Annotated in this window: 22 protein-coding genes; 10 read left to right on the forward strand and 12 right to left on the reverse strand. The window is 69.4% G+C overall.

Annotated features, from left to right (window positions below; translation table 11 throughout):
* Positions 1-3: 3 nt before the first annotated feature.
* The 3 genes from JOE48_RS23080 to JOE48_RS23090 all read right to left on the reverse strand — a co-directional run bounded on the left by JOE48_RS23080 (position 4) and on the right by JOE48_RS23090 (position 2,804).
* On the reverse strand, positions 4-1,623 hold the full coding sequence (locus JOE48_RS23080; RefSeq protein ID WP_210033168.1) for a gamma-glutamyltransferase family protein: 1,620 nt from the start codon (positions 1,621-1,623) through the stop codon (positions 4-6).
* A 157-nt stretch (positions 1,624-1,780) separates the two neighbouring features.
* On the reverse strand, positions 1,781-2,203 hold the full coding sequence (locus JOE48_RS23085) for a hypothetical protein (protein ID WP_210033170.1): 423 nt from the start codon (positions 2,201-2,203) through the stop codon (positions 1,781-1,783).
* 136 nt (positions 2,204-2,339) lie between these two features.
* Positions 2,340-2,804, reverse strand: a complete 465-nt coding sequence (locus JOE48_RS23090; protein ID WP_210033172.1) for a hypothetical protein — start codon at positions 2,802-2,804, stop codon at positions 2,340-2,342.
* An 843-nt stretch (positions 2,805-3,647) separates the two neighbouring features.
* Here JOE48_RS23090 and JOE48_RS23095 point away from each other — a divergent pair.
* A complete protein-coding gene (locus JOE48_RS23095; protein WP_210033174.1) occupies positions 3,648-4,685 on the forward strand; it encodes an aspartate-semialdehyde dehydrogenase in 1,038 nt (345 codons plus the stop codon).
* 140 nt (positions 4,686-4,825) lie between these two features.
* Positions 4,826-6,658 carry an alkaline phosphatase family protein gene (locus tag JOE48_RS23100; protein WP_210033175.1) on the forward strand — a complete coding sequence of 611 codons (1,833 nt, stop codon included), beginning with the start codon at positions 4,826-4,828 and terminating at the stop codon, positions 6,656-6,658.
* 228 nt (positions 6,659-6,886) lie between these two features.
* Here the strand turns inward: JOE48_RS23100 and JOE48_RS23105 are convergent, their stop codons facing one another.
* From JOE48_RS23105 to JOE48_RS23115, 3 genes are all read right to left on the reverse strand, one after another.
* Positions 6,887-7,165: a DUF2312 domain-containing protein gene (locus tag JOE48_RS23105; protein ID WP_210036008.1), complete on the reverse strand. Its 279-nt coding sequence runs from the start codon at positions 7,163-7,165 to the stop codon at positions 6,887-6,889.
* A gap of 123 nt (positions 7,166-7,288) precedes the next feature.
* Positions 7,289-7,597 carry a DUF1244 domain-containing protein gene (locus JOE48_RS23110; protein ID WP_210033176.1) on the reverse strand — a complete coding sequence of 103 codons (309 nt, stop codon included), beginning with the start codon at positions 7,595-7,597 and terminating at the stop codon, positions 7,289-7,291.
* Between the two features lie 61 nt (positions 7,598-7,658).
* On the reverse strand, positions 7,659-8,423 hold the full coding sequence (locus tag JOE48_RS23115; RefSeq protein WP_210033178.1) for an N-formylglutamate amidohydrolase: 765 nt from the start codon (positions 8,421-8,423) through the stop codon (positions 7,659-7,661).
* Between the two features lie 177 nt (positions 8,424-8,600).
* On the opposite strand from JOE48_RS23115, the gene JOE48_RS23120 reads away from it, so the two are divergent.
* The 3 genes from JOE48_RS23120 to pyk all read left to right on the forward strand — a co-directional run bounded on the left by JOE48_RS23120 (position 8,601) and on the right by pyk (position 11,917).
* Positions 8,601-9,920 (forward strand): glycerate kinase, encoded by a 1,320-nt coding sequence (locus JOE48_RS23120; RefSeq protein ID WP_210033180.1) that lies wholly within the window; start codon positions 8,601-8,603, stop codon positions 9,918-9,920.
* Positions 9,886-10,368 carry a DUF1036 domain-containing protein gene (locus JOE48_RS23125; protein WP_210033182.1) on the forward strand — a complete coding sequence of 161 codons (483 nt, stop codon included), beginning with the start codon at positions 9,886-9,888 and terminating at the stop codon, positions 10,366-10,368. The genes JOE48_RS23120 and JOE48_RS23125 overlap by 35 nt, the downstream gene beginning before the upstream one ends.
* A gap of 112 nt (positions 10,369-10,480) precedes the next feature.
* On the forward strand, positions 10,481-11,917 hold the full coding sequence (gene pyk, locus JOE48_RS23130) for a pyruvate kinase (protein ID WP_210033184.1): 1,437 nt from the start codon (positions 10,481-10,483) through the stop codon (positions 11,915-11,917).
* 196 nt (positions 11,918-12,113) lie between these two features.
* On the opposite strand, the gene JOE48_RS23135 is transcribed toward pyk, so the two are convergent.
* The 6 genes from JOE48_RS23135 to ubiG all read right to left on the reverse strand — a co-directional run bounded on the left by JOE48_RS23135 (position 12,114) and on the right by ubiG (position 16,297).
* Positions 12,114-13,133: an alpha/beta fold hydrolase gene (locus tag JOE48_RS23135; protein WP_210033186.1), complete on the reverse strand. Its 1,020-nt coding sequence runs from the start codon at positions 13,131-13,133 to the stop codon at positions 12,114-12,116.
* Positions 13,130-13,741 (reverse strand): tetratricopeptide repeat protein, encoded by a 612-nt coding sequence (locus tag JOE48_RS23140; RefSeq protein WP_210033188.1) that lies wholly within the window; start codon positions 13,739-13,741, stop codon positions 13,130-13,132. Before JOE48_RS23140 ends, JOE48_RS23135 begins: the two co-directional genes overlap by 4 nt.
* A gap of 132 nt (positions 13,742-13,873) precedes the next feature.
* On the reverse strand, positions 13,874-13,999 hold the full coding sequence (gene ykgO, locus JOE48_RS23145) for a type B 50S ribosomal protein L36 (RefSeq protein WP_003601867.1): 126 nt from the start codon (positions 13,997-13,999) through the stop codon (positions 13,874-13,876).
* A 162-nt stretch (positions 14,000-14,161) separates the two neighbouring features.
* A complete protein-coding gene (locus JOE48_RS23150) occupies positions 14,162-14,782 on the reverse strand; it encodes a PAS domain-containing protein (protein ID WP_210033190.1) in 621 nt (206 codons plus the stop codon).
* A gap of 134 nt (positions 14,783-14,916) precedes the next feature.
* Positions 14,917-15,489: a YbhB/YbcL family Raf kinase inhibitor-like protein gene (locus JOE48_RS23155; RefSeq protein WP_210033192.1), complete on the reverse strand. Its 573-nt coding sequence runs from the start codon at positions 15,487-15,489 to the stop codon at positions 14,917-14,919.
* Positions 15,490-15,535: 46 nt separating this feature from the next.
* On the reverse strand, positions 15,536-16,297 hold the full coding sequence (gene ubiG, locus JOE48_RS23160) for a bifunctional 2-polyprenyl-6-hydroxyphenol methylase/3-demethylubiquinol 3-O-methyltransferase UbiG (RefSeq protein ID WP_210033193.1): 762 nt from the start codon (positions 16,295-16,297) through the stop codon (positions 15,536-15,538).
* 189 nt (positions 16,298-16,486) lie between these two features.
* Here ubiG and JOE48_RS23165 point away from each other — a divergent pair, with 189 nt between their 5' ends.
* The 5 genes from JOE48_RS23165 (at position 16,487) to JOE48_RS23185 (ending at position 23,884) form a co-directional block, all read left to right on the forward strand.
* Positions 16,487-17,722, forward strand: coding sequence for an aspartate kinase (locus tag JOE48_RS23165; RefSeq protein WP_210033197.1), 1,236 nt, complete (start codon positions 16,487-16,489; stop codon positions 17,720-17,722).
* A 188-nt stretch (positions 17,723-17,910) separates the two neighbouring features.
* On the forward strand, positions 17,911-20,172 hold the full coding sequence (gene ptsP / locus JOE48_RS23170) for a phosphoenolpyruvate--protein phosphotransferase (RefSeq protein ID WP_210033204.1): 2,262 nt from the start codon (positions 17,911-17,913) through the stop codon (positions 20,170-20,172).
* Positions 20,173-20,389: 217 nt separating this feature from the next.
* A complete protein-coding gene (gene prfA, locus JOE48_RS23175; protein ID WP_210033206.1) occupies positions 20,390-21,475 on the forward strand; it encodes a peptide chain release factor 1 in 1,086 nt (361 codons plus the stop codon).
* A gap of 32 nt (positions 21,476-21,507) precedes the next feature.
* Positions 21,508-22,383, forward strand: a complete 876-nt coding sequence (prmC, locus tag JOE48_RS23180; RefSeq protein WP_245252927.1) for a peptide chain release factor N(5)-glutamine methyltransferase — start codon at positions 21,508-21,510, stop codon at positions 22,381-22,383.
* Between the two features lie 421 nt (positions 22,384-22,804).
* A complete protein-coding gene (locus JOE48_RS23185) occupies positions 22,805-23,884 on the forward strand; it encodes a DUF4167 domain-containing protein (protein ID WP_210033210.1) in 1,080 nt (359 codons plus the stop codon).
* Positions 23,885-23,891: the final 7 nt, after the last annotated feature.

Genomic DNA, 23,891 nt, shown 5'->3' on the forward strand with positions numbered 1-23,891 from the left:
GCCTCACCAGACCGCAGCCTGCCCGTCCCGGCGCGGATCGCTCGCCGCGACGTAGCCCTCGATGGCCGGGTCGCCCATCCGCCAGATGAACTGGCCGGCGCCGAAATCCTGGTAGCTGTCCTCGATCACCTCGAGCTTGTGGCCGAGGGCCGTGAGACGATCGAGGGTTGCGGCCGGCATGGCCGCCTCGACGTTGATGTCGAGGCCCTCGTTCACACGCCACCGCGGCGCGTCGCAGGCGGCTTGCGGGTTCTGACCGTGATCGATCATTCGCACCAGCGTCTGGACGTGACCCTGCGGCTGCATGTTGCCGCCCATCACGCCGAAGCTCATCACCGGCGCGCCGGCCTGTGTGAGGAAGCCCGGGATGATCGTGTGGAACGGGCGTTTGCCCGGCGCCACCCCATTCGGGCTCGCGGGATCGAGCACGAAGCCATAGCCACGGTTCTGCAGCGAGATTCCCCAGCCCGGGATGACGACGCCGGAGCCGAAGCCCATGAAGTTCGACTGGATGAAGCTCACCATCATGCCGGATTCGTCGGCAGCGGTGAGGTAGATCGTGCCGCCTGCGGGCGGCTTGCCGGGGCCGAAAACCTGGGCGCGAGTGCGGTCGATCAGCTTGGCGCGATCCGCGAGGTAGGCCGGATCCAGCATCGCCTCCGGCGTCACCTCCATGCTGCGCGGGTCGGCGACGTACCGGTAGGTGTCGCTGAAGGCGAGCTTCATCGCCTCGATCTGGAGGTGCTGAGACTCGGGACCGTCGACCGGCAAGCCGGCGAGGTCGAACTGCTCCAGCATCCCGAGCGCGATCTGCGCGGCGATGCCCTGACCATTCGGGGGGATCTCGTGTAGCGTATAGCCGCGATAATCCTGAGCGGTCGGCGTGACCCATTCGGGCCGGAAAGCCGCGAGGTCGGCGGCCGTCATGGCACCGCCATGCGCCTGCGCGTGCGCGGCGATCGCCTCGGCGATCTCGCCCCTGTAGAACGCCTCGCCCTTGGTCTCGCCGATCAGCCGCAAGGTCTTCTCGGCACCTGGGAAGGTGACCAACTCGCCGACATCCGGGGCGCGGCCGCGCGGGAGGAAGAACTCGGCAAAGCCCGGCTGGCGAGTGATCGCCTCAACACCGGCGGCAGCCGCCCATTTCTGCTGTACGACGACGGGGGCGAGATAGCCGCGCTCGGCGATGCGGATCGCCGGTTGCATCAGGTCGGCGAAGGGGAGGCGGCCGAAGCGCTCGCTGAGCGCAACCCAGGCCGCGACCGCACCGGGAACGGTGACCGAATCCCAGCCGCGCATCGGCGGCCGTTCGGAAGCTCCGTACTTCCGCAGGAAGTAATCCGGGGTCCAGGCCGCTGGCGCGCCGCCCGACGCGTTGAGGCCATGCAGCGCCTTTCCGTCCCACAGGATGCAGAAGGCGTCGGAGCCGAGACCGTTGCTGCAGGGCTCGGTCACGGTCTTGGCCGCAGCCGTCGCGATCGCCGCGTCGACAGCGTTTCCGCCCGCCTGGAGCATCTGGATCCCGGCCTGCGCAGCCAGTGCATGCGAGGTCGCCACGCAGTTGCGGCCGAACATCGGCATGCGCAGCGACGGATACGCGGACATCCAGTTGAAGGGCTTCATGAGATCGATCCCGTCGCGGCGGCACCGACGTCGCCGCATCGACTGGCATACAGGATTACCGAAGCCGGTGAAGGCGAGACAACGTGAGATCGCAAACGAAAAGCGCGGACCCGTGGGCCCGCGCTCCGCATGGTCAGCCCGATGAGGCCGATTGATCCTAGTAGGGGCGGCCGTAGAGCGGCGACGTCGGGTCCAGGCGATCGACGAAGGAGAGATCGACGTTCCGGATCGCGGACGAACGGGCGCCGATGAACGGGCCGTTGGTGATCGGATCCGGCAGGATGCCGCGGCCGAAGCGGTCGGTCGGGCCGTAGGGCGGGGTCAGCTGGTTCGACGCCGCGATCAGGTAGGGGTTCAGGGCCGGGTTGCGCGAGCCGCCGGCACCCGGAACGTTCGAGGTCAGCGGCACGTTGCCGGCGTCGAGCCAGCTGCGCGGGCGGACACGGATCGGCAGGGGCCGGCTGACCCGATAGATCGGGCCCGTTACGAAGCCGTCCTGTGCCTGGGCCGGCGCAGGGACCGCGGCGCCGAAGCCGGCAGCGGCGATGACGCCGAGAAGGGCGATCTTAAGCGAGCGCATGGCCAACCTTGTCTGAGAGTGGCATCAATATGGCGGTGGAAGCTTAACAGTTCGCCGCCTTTGAGAAGAAGACGCTTGAGCGGGGCTGTTGTTCCGGCGAAACGGTCGAGCTTGTGCGTTTTGCCACACTGCAGCCTCATTTCTTAATTCGCGCCCTTCGACCGATCGATCCTGTCCGGCTTGCGGCCTCCGCGGTGGGCTTGGCGAACGCGCAAGCTTCGGAGTTTCTGGGCGCGGCCGAGAAGGCCGCGGTCGTGTCCGGATCCGCAAGGTCGACGAGGCTCAGTGCGTCGATCATGCAGGCGACCGTTTGCGCCTCCGGCGGTTGCGCCAGTGGCGCGCAGAGCCAGCCATCCAGCCGGGAAGTCGCCTCTCGGGTCACAAAGCCGATGCATGTCCGCTGCGACGCACCGCCGAGCGTCACCTCGAGAAGCTCCACAGCCCCGAACTTCGTGTCGATCCGGCTGTACGGGCCGGTTCGCAACACGGACAGGGCTGAGTGACCGATCTCGGGACCGGCGGCGGCGCGCCGGGCCATGAGCACGAAAAGGCTGGACGGGAGGTCGGCGGACCGACCGCGCGTCAGGGTGACCCGCACCATCGGGGCCTCCATCGTGTCGAAGTCCCCGCGTGTCAGCGTATCTTCGCGCTGGCCTGTCCGGGCGTCGACCCGCCCAGACGCAACGCGGACCGGATCGGAGCCCGGTTCCGCCAAGCCGAACTGCGCGACCGTGGCAAGGGGAGGGCCCTGATCGGCCGGCTTCAACGGGACGAAGGATGTCGCAAGGCGTGCGGCTCCCGATGGTTCGACGTTCGTCCGCGCGTAGCAGGACAATGCCGTGATCACGGCGGCCGCGAGGGCGAGTTGCACGCTGACTCGAAGAGGCGACAGCCCGTGCCGACGGGCCGCCGACCCGGTCTCGACGACGCCGTCGTCTCGTGTTGCCCTGATCAGCATGTCACCCCGTGCGGACGGCTGCTCCGTCAAGCCGCCGCCAGGGTCGCCAGAAAGGATTAATTTCCCTTTCCGTAAGGCCGGACGATCACCGGCTTCGTTCCCCTAAGGTGAATTATCGGTTGCCCCGAAGGACTGCGAACGCGGGTTAGCAGAGCTTGGCTCCAGCTCGAAGGGACAAACGCGTCATTCCGGGACTGCGGAGCCAGGCCCGGAATGGCGGCGTGATTGTTGCGCGGCAAATGCCCCACGGAAGCGTTGCAACCCGTCAACCCGAACGGCGACCCGGGTTGCCCCGACAGCGGCCTTGACACCGCGGTCCCATCGGCGCCTTGCTCAACCCGGCCGTCGATCCCACCTCCCGCGAGGGCGGGATCTGCGGCCGCGTCCGTTTTACGGGCGCCGTCCGGCACGAACGATCCTTCGGCCGAATTCGCAGGCGAGAGCGCGGCACCCGGATCGATCGGGGTTTCCGCGCGGAGACGAGAGATGGGTTACAAGGTCGCCGTCGTCGGCGCCACGGGCAACGTGGGCCGCGAAATGCTCGATATCCTGGCCGAGCGGGCTTTTCCCGCCGACGAGGTCGTGGCTCTGGCCTCGCGCCGCAGCCAGGGTCAGGAAGTCTCCTACGGCGACAAGACGCTCAAGGTCAAAACCCTCGACACGTACGACTTCTCCGACACCGACATCTGCCTGATGTCGGCCGGCGGCGAGGCGTCGAAGGAGTGGTCGCCGCGCATCGGCCAGACGGGCTGCGTGGTGATCGATAATTCTTCGGCATTCCGCTACGACGCCGACGTGCCGCTGATCGTGCCCGAAGTGAATGCCGACGCCGTGGTCGGCTTCACCAAGCGCAACATCATCGCCAATCCGAACTGCTCGACCGCGCAGCTGGTCGTCGCGCTGAAGCCCCTCCACGAGGCGGCCACGATCAAGCGCGTCGTGGTTTCGACCTACCAGTCGGTCTCCGGCGCCGGCAAGGAGGCGATGGACGAGCTGTTCAACCAGACCCGCGCGGTGTTCACCGCCGGCGAGATCAAGGAGGGCGGCAAGTTCACCAAGCGCATCGCCTTCAACGTCATCCCCCACATCGACGTGTTCATGGAGGATGGCTACACGAAGGAAGAGTGGAAGATGGTCGCCGAGACCAAGAAGATGCTCGACCCGAAGATCAAGCTGACTGCGACCGCCGTCCGCGTCCCGGTCTTCATCGGGCACGCGGAAGCGGTGAACGTGGAATTCGAGCGGCCGCTCTCGGCCGAGAAGGCCACCGAGATCCTGCGCGCCGCCCCCGGCGTGCTGGTGATCGATAAGCGCGAGAACGGCGGCTACATGACGCCCCACGAGGCGGCCGGCGAGGACGCGACCTACATCTCGCGCATCCGCGAGGACGCGACGGTGGAGAACGGCCTGAACTTCTGGTGCGTCTCCGATAACCTGCGCAAGGGCGCCGCCCTGAACGCGGTTCAGATCGCCGAGGTGCTGGTCAACCGCAAGCTGCTGAATCGGGCCAAGCGCGCCGCCTGAGACTACCTCCCCCCCTCCTAGCGGGGGGGGGGGGGGGGGGGACCTGCACCCGGGGTCTTGGGATAGATAACCTAGGATCCGTCACGCGTCTGTCATCGCCCGGGCTCACGCCCTACTCCGGATCACACGGAGATTCGGGTATGCGGCGCGTCATCGTTTCCTGCCTCATCGGTTTCGGCATCGCGGGGCCGGTTCAGGCGCAGCCGGAGGCCCGCAACGTCGTTCTGTTCATCGCTGACGGGCTCCGCGCCGGCATGGTGAACGGCGCGAACGCACCGACCATGGACCGCCTGATGCGGGCCGGGGTGCGGTTCACCAATACGCATTCCCTGTTCCCGACCTTCACCATGCCCAACGCCACCGCGATGGCGACGGGCCATCTGCTGGGCGATACCGGGCAGTTCGGGAACACGATCTACACGGCCTTCCCGGTTCCGGGTGCCGGCGAGAGCCTGACGCCGTTTCTGGAGAGTGATCCGGTCCTCGGCGACGTCGACGCGCATTTTGCCAGCAACTACCTCAACGAGGAGACGATCCTGCGCGCGGCCCACGCCAAGGGGCTGTCGACCGCCAGCATCGGCAAGCTCGGACCGTCGCTGGTCTTCGACCACACGGCGCGTTCAGGACAGGACAGCATCCTGGTCGATGACAGCACGGGCCGGCCCGGCGGCATCCCGCTGAGCGAGGAACTCCGCACGCGTCTCGGTGCGGTCGGCCTGCCGGTCCAGGCGCCCACGCGGGGTGCCAACGGCCAGGCCGGGACCGCGGAGGTGCCCGGAACCCTGGCGGCCAACGTCGAGCAGCAGGGCTACTTCACCGATGTGGCCACCAAGGCGGTCCTGCCGCTGTTCAAGGCTCGCGGGAAACCGTTCGTGCTTGTGTTCTGGTCGCGCGATCCGGACGGGACGCAGCACAATCAGGGCGACAGTCTCGGGCGGCTGGTGCCGGGGATCAACGGTCCGACCAGCCTTGCGGCGATCCACAACGCGGACACGAACCTGGCCACGCTGCTCGCCGCGCTGAACGAACAGGGTCTGTCGGACAGCACGGACGTGATCCTCACCTCCGATCACGGCTTCTCCACCATCTCCAAGGAGAGCGCGACGAGCTTCTCCGCGACGCAGGCCTACAAGGGCGTTCCGAAGGGACAGCTGCCCCCGGGCTTCCTCGCCGTCGACCTCGCGCATGATCTCGGGCTCGGCCTGTTCGATCCCGACGCCAAGGGCGCCCAGCTCGCTGCCGATGCCTTTCCCAGCCGGGCCAACGGCCTGCTCGGCACCGACCCGGCGAAGCCCGACGTGGTTGTCGCGGCCAATGGCGGCTCGGATCTGGTCTACCTGCCGAGCGGCGACAAGGCGCTTGCGCGGAAGGTGGTCGAGGCTCTGTCGCGCCAGGACTACGTGAGCGGCCTGTTCGTGAGTGCCGCCCTCGGGCCGATCCCCGGGGCGCTGCCGCTCTCCGCAATCGCCCTCGACGGATCGGCTCTGACCCCGATGCCGGCGATCGTGGTCAACTTCCGGAGCTTCTCGACGGGGTGTTCGGATCCGACGACCTGCGGGGTCGAGGTTTCCGATACAGGGCTGCAGCAGGGCCAGGGCATGCACGGCAGCTTCTCGCGCGCCGATACCCGCAACGTCATGGGTGCGCGGGGGCCGAGCTTCCGGGCGGGCCATGACAGCCCGGCGCCGGCGAGCAACGCCGATCTCGGCCAGACGATCGCTCACCTCCTCGGCCTCACGATCCCCGGCAGGGGCCATCTGGTCGGTCGCGTCCTGACCGAGGCGCTCAAGAACGGCAGCACCCCGACCTTCGCCAGGGCGGTGCTGCGCTCGGATCCGGACGCCGCCGGCCACGTGACGGTGCTGGCGTATCAGACCGTGGGTCAGACACGCTACTTCGATGCTGCGGGATATCCCGGCCGCACCCTCGGCCTCGACGTTCCGGCCCTCTCGGCCGCGGCGGAGGCGCATTGAGCGTCGCGCCACCGGCGTCGGCATCGGTCGTACGTCCCGACCGCGTGGCGACCGCGGAAGAGGCGATCCCCCGCCCCCGCATCCTGATGTGCCCGCCGCAACGGGCCTTGACGGAGGGCTCCAGGGATCGCGCAGCCGGCCGGAGGCCTCCTCGAGGCCTCCGCTGCGGTCCGGCCACCTCAGGATGGTCGCCGCGCGTCGGACCGGCTGCGCTTTCGCGCGGCCCGACTAGGCCATGCCGAGCGCCTGCATGTACAGCTCGAGGATCGCTTCCTGCTCTTGGCGCTCGCTGTGATCCTGCTTGCGGATCCGCAGGATCGTCCGCACGGCCTTCGCGTCGAAACCGCGGCCCTTCAGCTCGGCGAACACCTCCTTGATGTCGCCCATGATGCCGGCCTTCTCCTCCTCGAGGCGCTCCAGGCGCTCGATGAACTGCTTCAGCTCGTCGGCCGCGACGCCCTCGGCCGAGGAAACGTCGCCGCCGGGCCGCTGGGCCGCGGCGGGCATCGAATGGGCGTTCATGGGGCTCTCCGAAATGCACGGCGCGGTTGCGCCCTGACCCGTGGTTAACGGGCCGGCCTTACCGGAAGCTTAGCCGATTCCCGGGTCGAGGGGGACCGCAACGCCCCGTCAATGGTCTTTCGCCTGCTGAGCGGCGAAGCCCGCCTGCTGCGCGGCACTCGCCTCGGTCTGGTGGCGGGCCTTCCAGGCCTCGTAGGGCATCCCGTAGACGGCCTCGCGGCTGGCATCCTTGGTGAGCGGCACGCCCTTCTCGTCGGCGGCATCCTTGAGCCAGTTCGACAGGCAGTTCCGGCAGAAGCCGGCGAGGTTCATCAGGTCGATGTTCTGCACGTCCGTCCGGTTGCGCAGGTGCGCGACGAGGCGGCGGAACACGGCCGCCTCGAGCTCGGTCTGGGTCTGCGGGTCGATCTCGCTCATCGGTCGTGGCACTTTCCGGTTCTGGCTGTCCGCCTGCATTTCGGAGCCGGCCACCCACAGATCAAGGCGCGAGCAGCGGGCGCACGATGCGGGCGAAGCGCTCGGCCCAGGCCTCCTGGCCCACCTCGCCGGCGATCAGGTCCTGGCGGATCTCCACAAGTGCATTGCTCAGGCCGCGGGCGGTGGCGTGGCGATCGATCGTGTCCCCCGGCAGGCCGCCGCCGTAGGGCTGGTTGTCGCCGACCGTCAGACCGGCCGGGTCGGCCTCGAGCGCCTGGATCAGCGGACGGGCGAAGCGCTCGTCACAATCGTACAGGATGCCGACCTGCCAGGGCCGGGCGGTGCCGCGCCAATAAGGCGTGAAACTGTGCATGGTCAGTATCGCCGGGGGCCGTCCGGCCCGCTCGGCCGCCGCGACGGCGGCGTCGATCGCGGCATCGAAGGGCGCGTAGAACCGGGCGATCCGCGCCTGCTTGCCGGTCTCGTCGATCCGGGCATTGCCCGGCACGATGGCACCGTCGGACAGCCGCATCACCAGGGTCGGATCAGCGCGACCGCGATTCGGATCGATGATCAGGCGGGAGAAGTTCGTGAGAATCGCGGGCGCGTCGAGCAGGGCCGCCAGACGCCGCGTCACCCCCGCCGCGCCGATATCGTAGGCGATGTGCCGAGCGAACTCGGAAGCCGGCACGCCGAGATCGATATCCGGCGGCACATAGTTCGAGGCGTGATCGCAGGCGATGACGAGGCCGCAGGCGGGATCGCCGGGGATGATCTCGCAAGGGTGCACAGGCGAAAGGGCCGCTTCAGTCTCCGGGCAGGTCACGGGGCTCCGAGGTCTTCAGTTCTGTGCGAGGCCGCCGATGGCGCTTGCCGTGGCGCGGCCGCTCGGGCAGATCACCTATCAAGGATCGTGCGCTCACGGCAAGAAACGGGCCCGCCGCCCCCGGAAAAACGGGCGGGGATCGCGCGATATAATCGAGAGAGGAGCCCGTCCGACGCCATGACCGAGACCGTTCCGCCCGTTGCCGATCCGGCCATCCAGGCGCAGCGCGCGCTGCTCGAGACGATCCTGACGGCGGCGATCCGGGCCGCCCATCCCGATCTTGCCCTGCCACCGCATCTGCCCGCACCGAGCCCGGGCCGGCTGATCATCCTGGCCGCCGGCAAGGCCGCGGGCAGCATGAGCGCCGTGGCGAGCCGGTTCTATCGGCAACAGCACGGGCTGGGGGACGACCGGATCGTCGGACTCGCCGTGGCGCGGCACGGCTACGGCCAGGAGGCGCCGGGTATCCACATGGTCGAGGCCGGCCACCCGGTCCCGGACGAAGCCGGCATCGCCGCCACCAAGGAGGCGCTCCGCCTCGCCACGGAGGCCGGGCCGGAGGACGAGGTCTTGGTCCTGCTCTCGGGCGGCGGCTCGGCCAACTGGATCGCCCCGGCCGGCGACCTCACGCTGATCGAGAAGCAGGCCATCACCCGGGCCATGCTCCGCTCGGGCGCGCCGATCGGCGAGATCAACACGGTGCGCAAGCACATCTCCCGCATCAAGGGCGGTCGCCTCGCCCTAGCCGCCCGCAATGCCCGGCGAATCCTCACACTGGCGATCTCGGACGTTCCGCACGACGATCCGGCGGTGATCGCCTCAGGCCCGACGGTTCCGGATCCCTCGACGCTCGCCGACGCCCGCGCCATCTGCGCGAAGCGCGGCATCCCGCTGCCCGAAGAAGCCGTGCGTCTCCTGAACGATCCGCACAACGAGACGCCGAAGGCCGGCGATCCGGCCTTCGCGCGGGCCGAATACCGGATCATCGCGCGACCGATCGATGCCCTGAAGGCGGCCGCCGAAGCGGCCCGGGCCGCGGGCTACGAGCCGGTGATGCTGGGCGCCGACCTGGAGGGCGAAGCCCGCGCGGTCGCCGCCGAGCACGCGGTGGAAGCCAAGCGCCACAAGGCGGCCGGGCGGCGCGTCGCGCTGATCTCGGGCGGCGAACTCACCGTCACGATCCGGGGCGAGGGCAATGGCGGTCCGAATCAGGAATACGCGATGGCGCTCGCGGTGGCGCTCGCCGGGGAGCCCGGCATCTCCGGCATCAGCGCCGACACCGACGGAACCGATGGCGGCCGCGGCCTCGCCACCGACCCGGCGGGCGGTCTGATCGACCCGACCACCCTGGCGCGGGCCAAGGCCGCCGGCCTCGACCCAGCCGCGATGCTGGAGCAGAACGACTCCACCGCGTTCTTCGCGGCCCTCGGCGACCTCGTGAACCCCGGCCCGACCCGTACCAATGTCAACGACTGCCGTATCATTCTCGTCAATTAGGCGTCGCGCGCCGACGGCTCAGGTTTTCCCCGCCCTCACCGCACTCGGCCTCGCGCTCGTCTGCGCGAGCCCGGCAAGAGCCGACCTGCGCCTGTGCAACCAGACCGGCAGCAAGGTCGGGATCTCGCTAGGCTACCGCGACCCGCAGGGGTGGGTGACGGAGGGCTGGTGGGATCTGGCGCCGAAAGCCTGCGAGACTCTGCTCAAGGGCGCGCTGGCCGCGCGGTTCTACTACGTCTTCGCGGTCGACTATACGCGCGGCGGCGAGTGGAGCGGGCGCTCCCTGATGTGTACCCGCGATTCCGAGTTCACGATTCGCGGCAACGAGGATTGTCTGGCCCGAGGCTACGACCGTAACGGCTTCTTCGAAGTCGATACCGGCGAGCAGAAGAGCTGGACGATTCAGCTCACCGACCCCAACCGGGCCGACGCACCCGCAAAACCCTGACGCGATGACGGCGCCCTTGACGCTGTCGGGTCCGGGGTGCTCACACCCGCAAACAGAACAACGACTCGGCAATGCTTACGGGCTGGCCGTAAAAACATCCGGAGGATGACGCTTGAAACGCTCGCGCCGCACGAAGATCGTCGCCACCCTGGGCCCGGCCTCCGACTCGCCGGAGATGATCGAGCGGCTGTTCCGCGCGGGCGTCGATGTCTTCCGGCTCAACATGAGCCATCTTCCGCGGGAGAAGCTGCCCGAGAAGGTTGAGGCCATCCGCACGATCGAACGCGAGGCGAAGCGGCCGATTGGCATTCTGGTCGATCTCCAGGGGCCGAAGCTGCGGCTCGGCACCTTCGCGGAGGGCGCCGCGATGATCGAGGCCGGCGCCACCTTCGTGCTGGACGGCGATACGACACCCGGCGACGCCACCCGGTGCCACCTGCCGCATCCCGAGATCCTCGAGGCGCTCGAGCCGGGCCACGCGATCCTGCTCGACGACGGCAAGTTGCGGCTCTCCGTGGTCGAGACGTCGGAGAACCGGGCCGTCACCCGCGTCGAGGTCGGCGGGCGGATCTCGAACCGGAAGGGCGTGTCGCTGCCGCACACCGTGATTCCGGTGCCGGCGATGACCGACAAGGACCGGTTGGATCTCGATGCCGGGCTGAACGCCGGCGCCGACTGGATCGCCGTGTCCTTCGTCCAGCGGCCCGAGGACGTGGCCGAGGTAAAGAAGGTCTGCGCCGGGCGCGCCCTGGTCATGGCGAAGATCGAGAAGCCTCAGGCGCTGACGCGCCTCGACGAGATCCTGGAGATTTCCGACGGGCTGATGGTCGCCCGCGGCGATCTCGGCGTGGAGATGCCCCTCGAGCAGGTTCCGGGCGTGCAGAAGCGCATCACCCGGGGGGCGCGGCGCTACGGCAAGCCCGTCGTCGTGGCCACCCAGATGCTCGAATCGATGATCACGGCGCCCGTGCCCACGCGTGCCGAGGTCTCGGACGTCGCGACGGCGGTCTATGAGGGCGCGGACGCCGTGATGCTCTCGGCCGAGAGCGCCTCCGGCGCCCATCCGATCGGCGCGGTGGAGACCATGAACCGCATCGCCGAGCAGGTTGAGCGGGATCAGATCTACTGGTCGATCATCCGGGCGCAGAGCGCGACGCCGGACGAGACGGCGGCCGACGCGATCGCGGCCGCCGCCCACCAGATGGTCGACGCCCTGAACCTCGACGCGATCATGGCGTGGACCAATTCCGGCTCGACGGCCCTGCGCCTCTCCCGCGAGCGCCCGAACGCCACCGTGATCGCGCTGACGCCCCGGCGCGAGACGGCGCGCCGCCTGGCGCTCGTCTGGGGGACGCATCCGATCGTGACCAAGGATGCCAGCGACGTGGACGACATGTCGTTCCGCGCTGCCAAGTTCGCCGTGCGTGAGAAGTTCGCCGCGGTCGGGGACCGGGTGATCGTGGTGGCAGGTCTGCCGTTCGGTACGCCCGGTGCGACGAATCTGGTGCGGCTCGCCTTCATCACCCGCGAGCACGCCGAGAAGGCCTGATCGCTTTCACTCCCTGTCATCCTGGGACCGCGCAGCGGGACCCGGGATCCAGAACCGCCGACGCGCCACGACTCAGGACCGGCAAGGCGTCTGGATTGCCCGCATCCGGCGTGCCCTTTCGGGTCCGGGCTCGCCTCCGGCGCACCGGAATGACGGCTGGAACGGTCGGAGAAACGAAATCCGATCGCCCGGCGATTCACCGAGACGCAGCCGGCACGGCGCTGACCGACCTCTTCACCTCGCCCGAGAGCCGAACGATCTCGTCGGTCACGCGCTCCGCGGCCACGTATTGGAGCATGTGTCCGACCCCCGGAAGCTGAACGAGACGTGCCTCCGGGATCGCCCGCGCCAGCGGCACCGCCTGCGTATCGCTGCGGACGATCGGGTCGGCTTCGCCGGATATCACCAGCGTCGGGACGCGGATTGTAGGATAGCGCGGGCTCTGCGCCGCGAGCGCCGCCGACAGGCCGAGAAGATCCTGCACGTTGGCGAGCAGCGTCCCGGGCCGCAGGACCATGTCGGCGCGCGCCAGTTCCGGGTAGTCCGGATTCGCCGCCTGGGGCTGGAACACCCGGCGCGCCGCCTCGGGCAGGAAGCGCTGCGCCAGAGGCGGTCCGACCGTGCGGCTGAGCAGCCAGGCCACCGGCGGCTTCACGGCGAGCTTCCAGTACCAGGGCAGGTCCGGCATCCGGTCCGGCATGGGCATCGCCACGGGGGCGGCGAGCGCCAGGGCGGAGACCCGCTCGGGATGATCGAGCGCCAGAGCCAGGGCCAGCGCGCCGGCCCAGGAATGGCCGAACACGATCGCCGGGCCGACGCCCAGATGCTCCAGCGCCTCGGCGATCAGCCGCGCCTGAACCGACGGAGCGGCGGCCTCGGCACCGGCGATCCGGTCGCTCCAGCCGAAGCCCGGCCGGTCGAACGCGATCACCCGGAAGCCCTGCGCGGCGAGCCGGCGGCCGATGCCCTCCATCGGGTCCGAGGCGTTGGCCGAAGCACCGTGGAGGAGGACGACCGGCGGGCCGTCCGCCGGCCCGTCCTGGATCGTGGCGAGGCGACCGCCGGTCACCGCCACGAACGGGCCGGCCGGAGGATGGGCGGCGCCGACCCGGAGGCTGATCGCGAGGCTCGCCAGCGCACCGACCGCGAGGACCAAGCCGGCGAGAGCGAAAGGCAGCGCCAGGATTGCCAGGAGAACGGCGAACACCCGGGTCACAGGTCGCGGCCGTCGACCTCCGGCGCAAGACGGTCGATGGCCTCGCCGATCTTGTCCATCTGCGGGTAGAGAGACCGCGCCCGTCGGAACGCCGCGAGCGCCCGCGCCTTGTCGTCGTTCGCCTCGTAGATCCGGCCCAGGGCCATCCAGGCCTCGAAGTGGCGCGGCTCGAGCACCAGCGCCCGCTGCAGGTCGGCGATGGCGTCGTCCTTGTCGGTCAGGAGCCAGAACACCGTCGCCCGCCGATTCCAACCCTCAGACCAGCTGGGCTCCAGGGCCGTGACCCGGTCCATCAGCTCGGCGGCGAGCGCGAAATCGTGGGCGGTCACGGCCTGCCGGGCCCGGTCGGTGAGCAGGTCTGCAGTCGGGCTGCCGGAGCCGGCGAGCCGACGCTCGATCAGCCGGGCGATGCCCTTGGCTTCCGCGGGATCCTCGCTGGCGCGCAGCCGGGCGAACAGATCGTCGAGGCTCGGCGGCTTCGGTGCCGGCTTCGCCTCGGGTGCCGTGCGGGCGGGCCGGTTCGTGTCCGCGGCCGCCAGGGCATGCGTCGCCCCGGCGGTGAACGCCGAGAGGCAGATCAGGGCGACGCGAAAGCCGAGCAGCATCATCGCGTCAGACTGTGCGCGGTGATCGCGCCCGTCAACGTGCGTTGGTGCCGCGCAAACGAAAGCAGCCGCATCCCGGTCGGGTGCGGCTGCCTTCAAAGCGACGACGCTGGCCTTTGGCCGGCCGACCGGTCCTCAGCCCTGGCGGGCCTTGAAGCGCTTCTGGGTCTTGTTGATCACGTAGACCCGGCCCTTGCGGCGGACGAGCTGGTTGTCGCGGTGGCGGCCACGCAGGGACTTGAGGGAGTTGCGGATCTTCATCGGTCTCTCGAGCCCGGAGGGCCGTCCATCTGTAGGGTGTCGGGAACGTGGTCACGAGGCAGGACGCGCATTCGCGTCCGGCGATCACGGCACACGCATCGCGGGATGGCGCCGCCTTATCAGGATTCGCCCCCGCTAGGCAAGGCGCTGAAGGGCCGGGGATCAGTGGATGCTGTCGAGGTCCGGCACCGGCGGTGCGCTCACGAGCTGGCGCCCGATCTCGTGCAGCAACGCCTCGAGCAGTGGCTTCAGCCGCTCGAAGCCCAGCGGCGGCAGACCGGCCTCCGCCGATGAGAACAGGGCGAGCGCGAGCTCGGCCACCCGGTCGAGCCCGCCCGCAGAGGCGTCGGTCGCGCTGAAGGCCGCCTCGTCCAGGAAGCCGTCGCGGCTGCTCTCGGTGACGTCGATGACGATCCCACGCGCCTCGCTCACGACCCCGTTCCCGTCCAGGGCGAAGCGGCCACGGGCCAGAACCCAACGGACGTCGCCCGGCTCCGGAACGGTCCGGTACTGTGCGATGTAGAGCCCACCCTTGCGGCGTAGGTCCTCGACCAACGTGCCGATGCGCCGCTGATCCTCCGGGTGGATCCGATCCAGGAACAGCCCGAAGGTCGTGCCACGGTCCCCGCGGGATTGCGGAATGCCCAGCATCGCCGCCGCGGCGGCGTCGCAGCGCAGGACGTCGTCTGCGATATGCCATTCCCAGGTGCCGACATCCGATGCAGCCAGCGCGCGCGCCACGCTCGCGCGGCCGCGCCGCTTCGTCCGTGCGTCGACGCCCACGGGTTTGAACTCCGATCCTGGTCCAACACGCTGCCCGAGTGGGAAGCCTGGTCGACACAATACCGGTGCGTCGGTGACCGCACAACGCCGCGGCAAGACGTTCGGCCTCGCACGCTTACCCGTGCTTCGGCACCTCAGGCGCGCGCGTAGGCGCCGATCAGATGTCCCTTTGCGAGCACGTGACCCTGCATCGCCTCGATCACGGCACCGCGGCCCGGCTCGTCGGCCAGATGAAGAGGCCGCCGCAAGGCATAGAGCTGCAGGACGTAGTCGTGCCGGCCGTGCCCGCTCGGGGGATCCGGGGGCAGCCATTCGGGACGCAGGAAGCTGTTCCGGCCCATCCGGTGCATGCCGCCTGGGCGGCCGGGACTCGGCAGAGCGCCTTCGTCGAGACGTGCCGGCTCGGGCGCGACATCCCAGGCGATGAGGTGGACCAGCGGCTGCGGGGTCGGGCTGCCGGCATCCTCGACAAGCACGACCAGGGCGGCGGTGCCGTCCGGCAGGCCGGCCCAAGCCAGCGGCGGCGAGAGTCCCTCGCCGTCCGCGGTGAAGCGGGACGGCATGTCAGCGCCGTCGGCGAAGGCGGGGCTCGTGAGCGTGAGCGTCTCAGGGACGTCGGTAAAAACCGCGTAATAGGCCGTCTTCTCGCGGCCGGCCTTCAGGCCCGACAGGGCCTCGCCGATCACGCTGGGTATCATCTCAAGCATTGCCGGCCCCTCCGCCGCCGAGCCAACGGCGTGCGGCTGCTCCGGTTCAGCCGCGATGCGCGGCCGCGACCATATAGTTCACGGCGGTATCCCGCCCGGTGCGCCAGCCATCGGTGAGCGGATTGTAAATAACCCCGACCGTGTCGGTGACGGCCAGTCCACCCGCCCGGATCGCCCGGCCGAGTTCGTCCGGCGTCACGAACTTTTCCCAATCATGCGTGCCGCGGGGGAGCCAGCCCAGCACGTATTCGGCCCCGACGATCGCGAGCGCGAAGGAGCGCATCGTCCGGTTGAGGGTCGCGCCGAACAGCATCCCGCCGGGCTTCACGGCAGAACAGGCGGTACGCACGAAGGCGGGCATGTCCGAGACGTGCTCCACGACCTCCATGATCAGAACGGCATCGAAGCTCCGGCCGGCGGCGACCACGGCCTCGATCGTCTCGCCGCGGTAATCGATCGGCACGCCGGCCGCTTCGGCATGCGCCCGGGCCACCGCGATGTTCTGCTCCGCGGGATCGAGGCCGGTCACCGTGGCGCCGAGCCGCGCCAGCGGCTCCGAGAGCACGCCGCCGCCGCAGCCGACATCGCAGATCGACAGCCCGTCGAGGGGGAGGGGCGCCTGCGGATCGCGGCCGTGATGCCGGCAGAGCGCGTCGCGGATATAGGCGAGCCGCACCGGGTTGAACCGGTGCAGGACCCGCATCGGACCGGACTCGTCCCACCAGGTCGCCGCGAGGGCGTCGAATCGCGCGACCTCGCCGCGGTCGACGAAGCCGTCCGAAGGGTGGTCCGTGGCTGGCCTGTCCATGCGTGATCCGTCCGATAGGGTTCGTCCGCGCCTTAGCACGCGGGCAGGCTGGAAGTCGCCGCGGCGCGCGGGCGCCATGCTTGGCAGGTTGTTGACACTCTACCGAGCCGCTTGTACCCGCCGGGCACCGTCCGGGCCGGGCTGCAGCGGTCCATCCAGTCGCCACCGGGAACCCGCGATCAAGAGACCATGCCCCGTCTGGTGATGAAATTCGGCGGCACGTCCGTCGCCACAATCGACCGCATCCGCAACGTGGCGCGCCATGTCGCCCGCGAGGTGGCGGCCGGCTACGACGTCGCGGTGATCGTGTCCGCCATGTCGGGCAAGACCAACGAACTGGTCGATTGGGTCAAGGACGCCAACCCGCTCTACGATCCGCGCGAGTCCGATGCCGTCGTGGCCTCGGGTGAGCTCGTCACCGCCGGCCTCCTGGCAATCGCGCTGCAGAAAGACGGGATCAAGGCCCGCTCCTGGCAGGGCTGGCAGATTCCCGTGATCACCTCGGATGCGCACGGCTCGGCGCGCATCGCCGAGATCGATCCCAAGAACCTCGAAGCCGGCTTCGCCCAGGGCGAGGTGGCGGTAATCGCCGGTTTCCAGGGGATCCATGCCGAGACCGGCCGGGTGACGACGCTGGGCCGCGGCGGCTCCGACACATCGGCGGTGGCGGTGGCGGCGGCGATCGGCGCCGAGCGCTGCGACATCTATACCGATGTCGACGGTGTCTACACCACCGATCCGCGCATCGTGCCGAAGGCCCGGCGCATGGAGCGGGTGACCTTCGAAGAGATGCTGGAGATGGCCTCGCTGGGGGCCAAGGTGCTGCAGGTCCGCTCGGTGGAACTCGCCATGGTCCACCGTGTCCCGACCACGGTCCGGTCCTCCTTCGATCCGCCGGACGCCGCGCGCCCGGGCACCCTCATCTGCGACGAGGACGATATCGTGGAACAGCAGATCATCACCGGGATCGCCTTCTCCCGGGACGAGGCGCAGATCACCCTGCGCAAGGTCAAGGACAGCCCCGGCGTGGCCGCCGCCATCTTCGGGCCGCTGGCGGATGCCAACATCAACGTCGACATGATCATCCAGACCGTGTCGGGCGACCAGTCGACCACCGACATGACCTTCACGGTGCCAGCCTCCGATTATCAGCGCTCCCGCGCGATCCTCGACGAGGCCCGCACGCAGATCGGCTACGTGCAGATCGAGGGCGCCACCGACGTCGTGAAGGTGTCGGCGATCGGCGTCGGCATGCGCAGCCACGCGGGCGTCGCCGCCAAGGCCTTCCGCGCGCTCGCCGAGAAGGGAATCAACATCCGCGCGATCACCACGTCGGAGATCAAGTTCTCCGTGCTGATCGATGCTGCCTATACGGAGCTTGCCGTTCGCACGCTTCACTCGCTATACGGCCTCGATCAGGCCTGAACCTGGACGACGCGATTTCGAGCGGGTCGCGTGGTTTGAACTGAACAGTCACGAGCCGGTCCGCGGGATCCAGAGCGCCTCTGGGACCAGCGGCACGGTCCCTCCGGCGCCGGCCGTCCCGAACTTGGCGCCAAGGTTGCAGGGTGGTCGACGCCAAGGCCATCCACCAACGCTGGAACGACGAACCGATGCCCGCTGCGCCCGGAGGCCCGCGCCTGCTGCTGCGCCGCCTCCGCGAAGCGATGGCGGAGCCGGTCAGTCCCCAAGCGCGCCTCGACCGCATCGTCGTCCTGATCGCCGCCAACGTCGTGGCCGAGGTCTGCTCGGTCTACGTGCTGCGGGACGACAACAACCTCGAGCTGTTCGCCACCGAGGGGCTGAACCGCGAGGCGGTCCATCAGACCCGCATGCGCACCGACGAGGGTCTCGTCGGCCTCATCGCCCGCACGGCCGAGCCGCTCTCCCTGTCCGACGCGCAGAACCATCCGGCGTTCTCGTATCGGCCGGAGACCGGCGAAGAGGCCTACCACGCCTTCCTGGGCGTGCCGCTTCTGCGGGCCGGCAACACGCTCGGCGTCCTGACGGTCCAGAACAAGACCTACCGGGTTTACTCCGAAGAGGAGATCGAGGCGCTCCAGACCACCGCCATGGTGCTCTCGGAGATGATCGCGTCCGGCGAGCTGGAGGGCTTGGCGCCGGATGCCGGCACGGCGGCCCGCCGGCCCGTGCTGTCGCGCGGCATCGCGCTCGCCGACGGCATCGGCCTCGGCTACGTGGTCCTGCACGAGCCCCGCGTCGTGGTGAAGACGCTGATCGCCGAGAATGTCGATCGCGAGGTCGCCCGCCTCGACGCGGCGATCGAGGAGGTTCGCTCCGCGATCGACGCGCTGGTGGAGCGCGGCGATCGCATCGGCACCGCCGAGTCGCGGGAAGTTCTCGAAACGGTCCGCATGTTCGCCCACGACAAGGGCTGGCTCCGGCGCATGCGCGAGGCCGTTGCCTCGGGCCTGACCGCCGAGGCTGCCGTGGAGCGGGTCCAGTCGGACAACCGCGCCCGGATGATGCGGCAATCCGATCCGTACCTGCGCGAGCGACTGCACGATCTCGACGACCTCGCCAACCGTCTCCTGCGGACGCTGATCGGCTCCGAGGCGGCGGGCATTCTCGTCCTGCCCGAGAATGCCATCCTGGTGGCGCGCACCATGGGGCCGGCGGCGCTGCTCGACTACGAGGCCTCGACGCTGCGCGGCATCGTGCTGGAGGAGGGCGGCCCGACCAGCCACGTCGCCATCGTCGCGCGGGCGCTCGGCATCCCGGCCGTGGGCGAGGTCGAGAACGCCACGGCCCTGTGCGATGCCGGCGACGCCATCATCGTCGACGGCGTCGCCGGCGAGATCCACGTCCGGCCCGGCCCGGAGGTCGAGGCGGCCTATGCCGAGATGGTGCGCCTGCGCGCCCGCCGGCAGGAGCAGTATCGGGCGCTGCGCGACGTCCCGGCCCAGACCCGCGACGGCGTGCGCGTTGGCCTGCATCTCAATGCCGGCCTGCTGGTCGATTTTAGCCACCTGCAGGAGACCGGTGCCGAGGGGGTCGGGCTGTTCCGTACCGAGCTGCAATTCATGGTCGCGCAGCGCATGCCGTCGGCCGCCGAGCAGGAGGAGCTGTACCGCAAGGTGTTCGCGGCCTCGGCGGGAAAATCCGTCACGGTCCGCACCCTGGATATCGGCGGCGACAAGATTCTCCCCTACATGGCCAAGCTGGAGGAGGAGAACCCGGCGCTCGGCTGGCGCGCAATCCGGATCGGCCTCGACCGGCCGGCTCTGCTGCGCATGCAGCTGCGCGCGCTTCTGAAGGCCGCCGACGGCGATCCGCTGAAGATCATGTTCCCGATGGTCGCGACGGTCGACGAATTCGTCCGCGCCCGGGGCATCGTCGAGCGGGAGAAGGCCTATCTGAGGCGCCACGGCTACCGGCTCCCGACCGAGTGCCGGCTCGGCGCCATGATCGAAGTGCCCTCGCTGCTGTTCCAGATCGACGAGATCGCGAAGGAGGCCGACTTCCTCTCCGTGGGCTCGAACGACCTGATGCAGTTCCTGTTCGCGGTGGATCGCGAGAACCGCCGGGTCGCCGACCGCTTCGACCCGCTCAGCGTCGCGGCACTCAGGGCCTTCCGGCTGATCGTCGAGCGGGCGAACGCCGCCGGCTGTCCGGTGACGGTCTGCGGCGAGATCGGCGGGCGTCCCCTCGACGCCATGGCGCTGATCGGCCTCGGCTACCGCGACCTGTCGATGTCGCCGGCCGCCATCGGCCCGGTCAAGGCGATGGTGCTCAGCCTCGAGGCTCGGGCTGTGGCCGAACTGATCGATGCGGAGATGTCGCGCGTGCACGACGGCGATTCCCTGCGCCCGGCGCTCACCGCCTTCGCTCACGCGCACGGCGTACCTATCTAACGTCAAGGCGACCCTTGCCGAACATTCGGCCGGGGTTGTACGGCAACGCCACGACGATCTCGGTCGACGCGCGGCGGCTTCCGCTTTCGAGCGGAACAGGCGTGGGCAGAGGGGAAGTCTTGCCGGGTCGAGAACCCTCCGAGCCGACCCTCTCCCGCCCGAGACATGACCCGCGCCCGGCCCAGATCGCCGCGCGCAGACCTTAGAAACACGGGCGATGATCCCCTTTCCCTCCGAGCGCCTCGACGCCATCCTGGCGCGGCATGATATCGTCACCGCGCAGCTCGCCTCGGGCGAGATCGATCCCGAGATGGTGGTCCAGCTCTCGCGCGAGCTCTCGGACCTCGATCCGGTCGTGGCGGCGATCCGTGTTTATCGGGCCGCTCTGGACAATTTGGCAGGCCTCGAAGCGCTGATCGACGAGCCCGGCACCGATTCCGAGATGCGGGCGCTCGCCGCCGAGGAGAAGCCGGACGCCCAGGCACAGCTGGAGGATGCGCACCGCGCGCTCCAGCTCCTGCTCCTCCCGAAGGATGCGGCTGACGAGAAGAGCGCCATCCTGGAAGTGCGCGCCGGCACGGGCGGCGACGAGGCGGCCCTGTTCGCGGGTGACCTTTTCCGGATGTACGCGAAATACGCCGAGTCGAAAGGCTGGCGCGTCGAGGTGATTTCCGAGAGCGAGGGCACTGTCGGCGGCTTCCGCGAGGTCGTGGCCGAGGTGAAGGGACGGGGCGTCTTCGCCCGGCTGAAGTTCGAGAGCGGCGCCCACCGGGTGCAGCGCGTGCCCGACACCGAGACGCAGGGGCGCATCCACACCTCGGCCGCCACAGTGGCCGTGCTCCCGGAGGCGGAAGATGTCGACATCGTCGTCAACGATGCCGACCTGAAGATCGATACGATGCGTGCGCAGGGTGCCGGCGGCCAGCACGTCAACAAGACTGAATCGGCAATCCGCATCACGCACCTGCCGACCGGTATCGTCGTGTTCGTTCAGGAGGAGCGGTCGCAGCACAAGAACCGCGCCCGCGCGATGACGCTGTTGCGCGCCCGACTCTACGACGCCGAGCGCACCGCCAAGGATTCGGCCCGGGCCGCCGACCGCAAGGCCCAGGTCGGCTCCGGCGACCGCAGCGAGCGGATCCGCACCTACAACTTCCCGCAGGGGCGGGTCACCGATCACCGCATCAACCTGACCCTCTACAAGCTCGAGGAGGTGATGGCTGGGACTGCCCTCGACGAGGTGGTGGACGCGCTGATCACCGAGCACCAGGCGGAACTGCTGGCCGCCGAGGGCATGGCCTGAGTGGCGCCGTGACATCCGGGTCGAGCCTTTGCTTGTCACGCCGCGCCGCCCTCCGGCGCGGGTCGGCGCTCCTGGCTGATGGCGGCATCGCGGAAGCGGCCGGCGATGCCAGGTTCCTCCTGCTGGGTGTCCTGGGCCTCGAGACCCGTGACCTCCTCCTCGATGGCGACCGGCTCCTCGGTCCGGACGAGGCCGCGTCCCTCGACGCCGCCCTGGCCCGGCGCCTCGCTGGAGAACCCGTGGCCCGCATCCTCGGCGCCTGGGAGTTCTGGGGCCTGCCGTTCCGGCTCGCGCCCGAGACGCTCGTGCCCCGCCCGGATACCGAAATCCTGGTGGAGGTCGCCCTCGCTGCCGTCGCCGACCGAACGTCACCCCTACGCTGCCTCGATCTCGGCACCGGCTCGGGCTGCATTCTGACCGCGCTCCTGTCCGAGCTGCCCGGCGCGTTCGGCATCGGCGTCGACCGCTCCGAGGCGGCGGCGACGGTGGCCCGGCACAATGCCGCGGCGAACGGGATCGGCGACCGGGCGGCCTTCTTCGTCGGCGATTGGTGCGATGCGGCGTCCGGCACGTTCGATCTCATCGTTTCGAATCCGCCCTACATCGTGCGGGACGTGATCGCGACGCTCCATCGGGAGGTGCAGGATCATGATCCCATCGCAGCCCTCGACGGCGGGCCGGACGGGCTCAAGGCCTATCGGCGGATCCTGGACGGCGTGGGCGCGCTGCTCGCCCCCGGCGGGACGCTCGCCGTCGAGATCGGTTATGACCAGGCTCAGGCGGTCCGGGCGCTCGCGCAGGCCCGGGGGTTCATCGAAAGGGGCCTGACCCGCGACCTTGCCGGCCAAGACAGAGTTTTGAGATTCGGCCGACCGGAGGGTCTTCTCTCAGGCCATAGGGATGCCTAAGTCTCGACAGACGATCCCCGCATCGAAAAAACTCTTGTTGCATCAACCGCGGAACGCTAGAGTCGGCTTGAAGATCGCGAACGGTTCGTTAAGACGGACGACCATATGGTTGGTGGCGACCGTGTGTCGCCGATGGGTTCGCTGATCCCCCAGAGACGTTGAACCAGAGCGCTCCAGTGATCGCGCGGCGGTTCGGCGGCATTCGAATCTGACAATCGACTGGTTGCCGGCGTCACGGTCCGGGCGCGGTGCGAGGGATGGTCAGACAGGCGCGCCGGTCGCAGAGCGGCTGCACGCGCGGCGCCGCCGGATGCGCTTGGCCGGATTGCGTCACGAGATCCTGAGACGGGCGCCTCCGAAAACAGTCGTTTGCGTGAACGAGGGTCATTACAGACCAATGAGACCAAACCAGAATCGACGGATGCGCGGCCGGAATCGGCCGAAGGGTCCGAATCCGCTGACGCGTTCGTACGAATCCAACGGTCCCGACGTCAAAATCCGCGGCACCGCGCAGCACATCGCCGACAAGTACGCGCAGCTCGCACGTGACGCGCTGGCGGCGGGCGATCCCGTGGCGGCCGAGAATTACTTCCAGCACGGCGAGCACTACTTCCGGATCGTGTCCGGCGCCCAGGATCAGACCCGCCCGGCCAACACCGGCGGTTATGCCAGCCGGCCCTACGACGACGAGATGGACGAGGGCGAGGACGAGGGTCAGGGCAACGGTACGTCCCAGAACGGCCATGCCTATAACGGCTACGATGACGGCGACCCGGGTCAGCAGCCGCAGCCCTACGAGAACCGTCCGGAGCCGAGCCAGGATGGTCGGCAGGGCCGGGACAGGTTCCCGAACCGCGATCAGCGCCGGTTCGACAACAACGGGCGGCAGGATTATCGGCGGCAGGACCAGCCGCGTCAGGATTACCAGCGCCAGGATTACCAGCGGCCGGATTACCGCCAGGATCGTCAGGATCGCCCTGATTATGGCCGTCCCGATTACCGGCAGGACCGGCAAGAGGGTCGCCAGGAGAACCGCCAAGACGGTCGCCAGGAGAACCGCCAAGAGGTTCGCCAAGAGAACCGGATCGACGCGCGGCAGGACAATCGGGCCGACAACCGCGGCGATCAGGGCCGCTACGACAACGGTCGCGGCGATGGTCCCCGGTCTGAGAACCGGCAGGAGGCTCGGCCGGAAGGCCGGCCTGAGCGGGCGCCCCGCGGCGAGGCGGTGCGCCAGGGCGAGCCGGCGCCGCGCCGGGAGCGTCGCCGCGAGGCTGCGCCCGTCGCGGTCGCCGAGGATCCGGCCGGCCTGCCGGCTTTCCTTATGACCCCGCCGCGCCCCGTTCCGGCTGCAGAGCCACCGGTTTCCGCTGAGCCTGATGCCGCCGCCGACGACGCGCCGGTCGCGAAGCCCCGCCGTCGCCGCCGGCCGCGCTTCGAGAGCGTTGCCGCGGAGGAGGGCGGCGCTGGGACGGCTGCCGACGACGTGCCGAACGAGTAAGCGCACG

Source organism: Methylobacterium sp. PvR107 (assembly GCF_017833295.1).
Classification (GTDB): Bacteria; Pseudomonadota; Alphaproteobacteria; order Rhizobiales; family Beijerinckiaceae; genus Methylobacterium.

What these genes read in the sequence shown, in the direction of transcription:
- JOE48_RS23185 (WP_210033210.1), top strand. Translation starts at nt 22,805, where the DNA reads ATGCGCGGCCGGAATCGGCCGAAGGGTCCGAATCCGCTGACGCGTTCG.
- JOE48_RS23105 (WP_210036008.1), bottom strand. Translation starts at nt 7,165, where the DNA reads ATGCCCGCCGCGGCCCAGCGGCCCGGCGGCGACGTTTCCTCGGCCGAG.
- JOE48_RS23110 (WP_210033176.1), bottom strand. Translation starts at nt 7,597, where the DNA reads ATGAGCGAGATCGACCCGCAGACCCAGACCGAGCTCGAGGCGGCCGTG.
- ykgO (WP_003601867.1), bottom strand. Translation starts at nt 13,999, where the DNA reads ATGAAGATCCGCAACTCCCTCAAGTCCCTGCGTGGCCGCCACCGCGAC.
- JOE48_RS23125 (WP_210033182.1), top strand. Translation starts at nt 9,886, where the DNA reads ATGTCAACGACTGCCGTATCATTCTCGTCAATTAGGCGTCGCGCGCCG.
- JOE48_RS23165 (WP_210033197.1), top strand. Translation starts at nt 16,487, where the DNA reads ATGCCCCGTCTGGTGATGAAATTCGGCGGCACGTCCGTCGCCACAATC.
- JOE48_RS23140 (WP_210033188.1), bottom strand. Translation starts at nt 13,741, where the DNA reads ATGATGCTGCTCGGCTTTCGCGTCGCCCTGATCTGCCTCTCGGCGTTC.
- JOE48_RS23090 (WP_210033172.1), bottom strand. Translation starts at nt 2,804, where the DNA reads ATGGTGCGGGTCACCCTGACGCGCGGTCGGTCCGCCGACCTCCCGTCC.
- JOE48_RS23080 (WP_210033168.1), bottom strand. Translation starts at nt 1,623, where the DNA reads ATGAAGCCCTTCAACTGGATGTCCGCGTATCCGTCGCTGCGCATGCCG.
- JOE48_RS23100 (WP_210033175.1), top strand. Translation starts at nt 4,826, where the DNA reads ATGCGGCGCGTCATCGTTTCCTGCCTCATCGGTTTCGGCATCGCGGGG.
- JOE48_RS23095 (WP_210033174.1), top strand. Translation starts at nt 3,648, where the DNA reads ATGGGTTACAAGGTCGCCGTCGTCGGCGCCACGGGCAACGTGGGCCGC.
- ptsP (WP_210033204.1), top strand. Translation starts at nt 17,911, where the DNA reads ATGCCCGCTGCGCCCGGAGGCCCGCGCCTGCTGCTGCGCCGCCTCCGC.
- JOE48_RS23085 (WP_210033170.1), bottom strand. Translation starts at nt 2,203, where the DNA reads ATGCGCTCGCTTAAGATCGCCCTTCTCGGCGTCATCGCCGCTGCCGGC.
- prfA (WP_210033206.1), top strand. Translation starts at nt 20,390, where the DNA reads ATGATCCCCTTTCCCTCCGAGCGCCTCGACGCCATCCTGGCGCGGCAT.
- JOE48_RS23155 (WP_210033192.1), bottom strand. Translation starts at nt 15,489, where the DNA reads ATGCTTGAGATGATACCCAGCGTGATCGGCGAGGCCCTGTCGGGCCTG.
- ubiG (WP_210033193.1), bottom strand. Translation starts at nt 16,297, where the DNA reads ATGGACAGGCCAGCCACGGACCACCCTTCGGACGGCTTCGTCGACCGC.
- JOE48_RS23120 (WP_210033180.1), top strand. Translation starts at nt 8,601, where the DNA reads ATGACCGAGACCGTTCCGCCCGTTGCCGATCCGGCCATCCAGGCGCAG.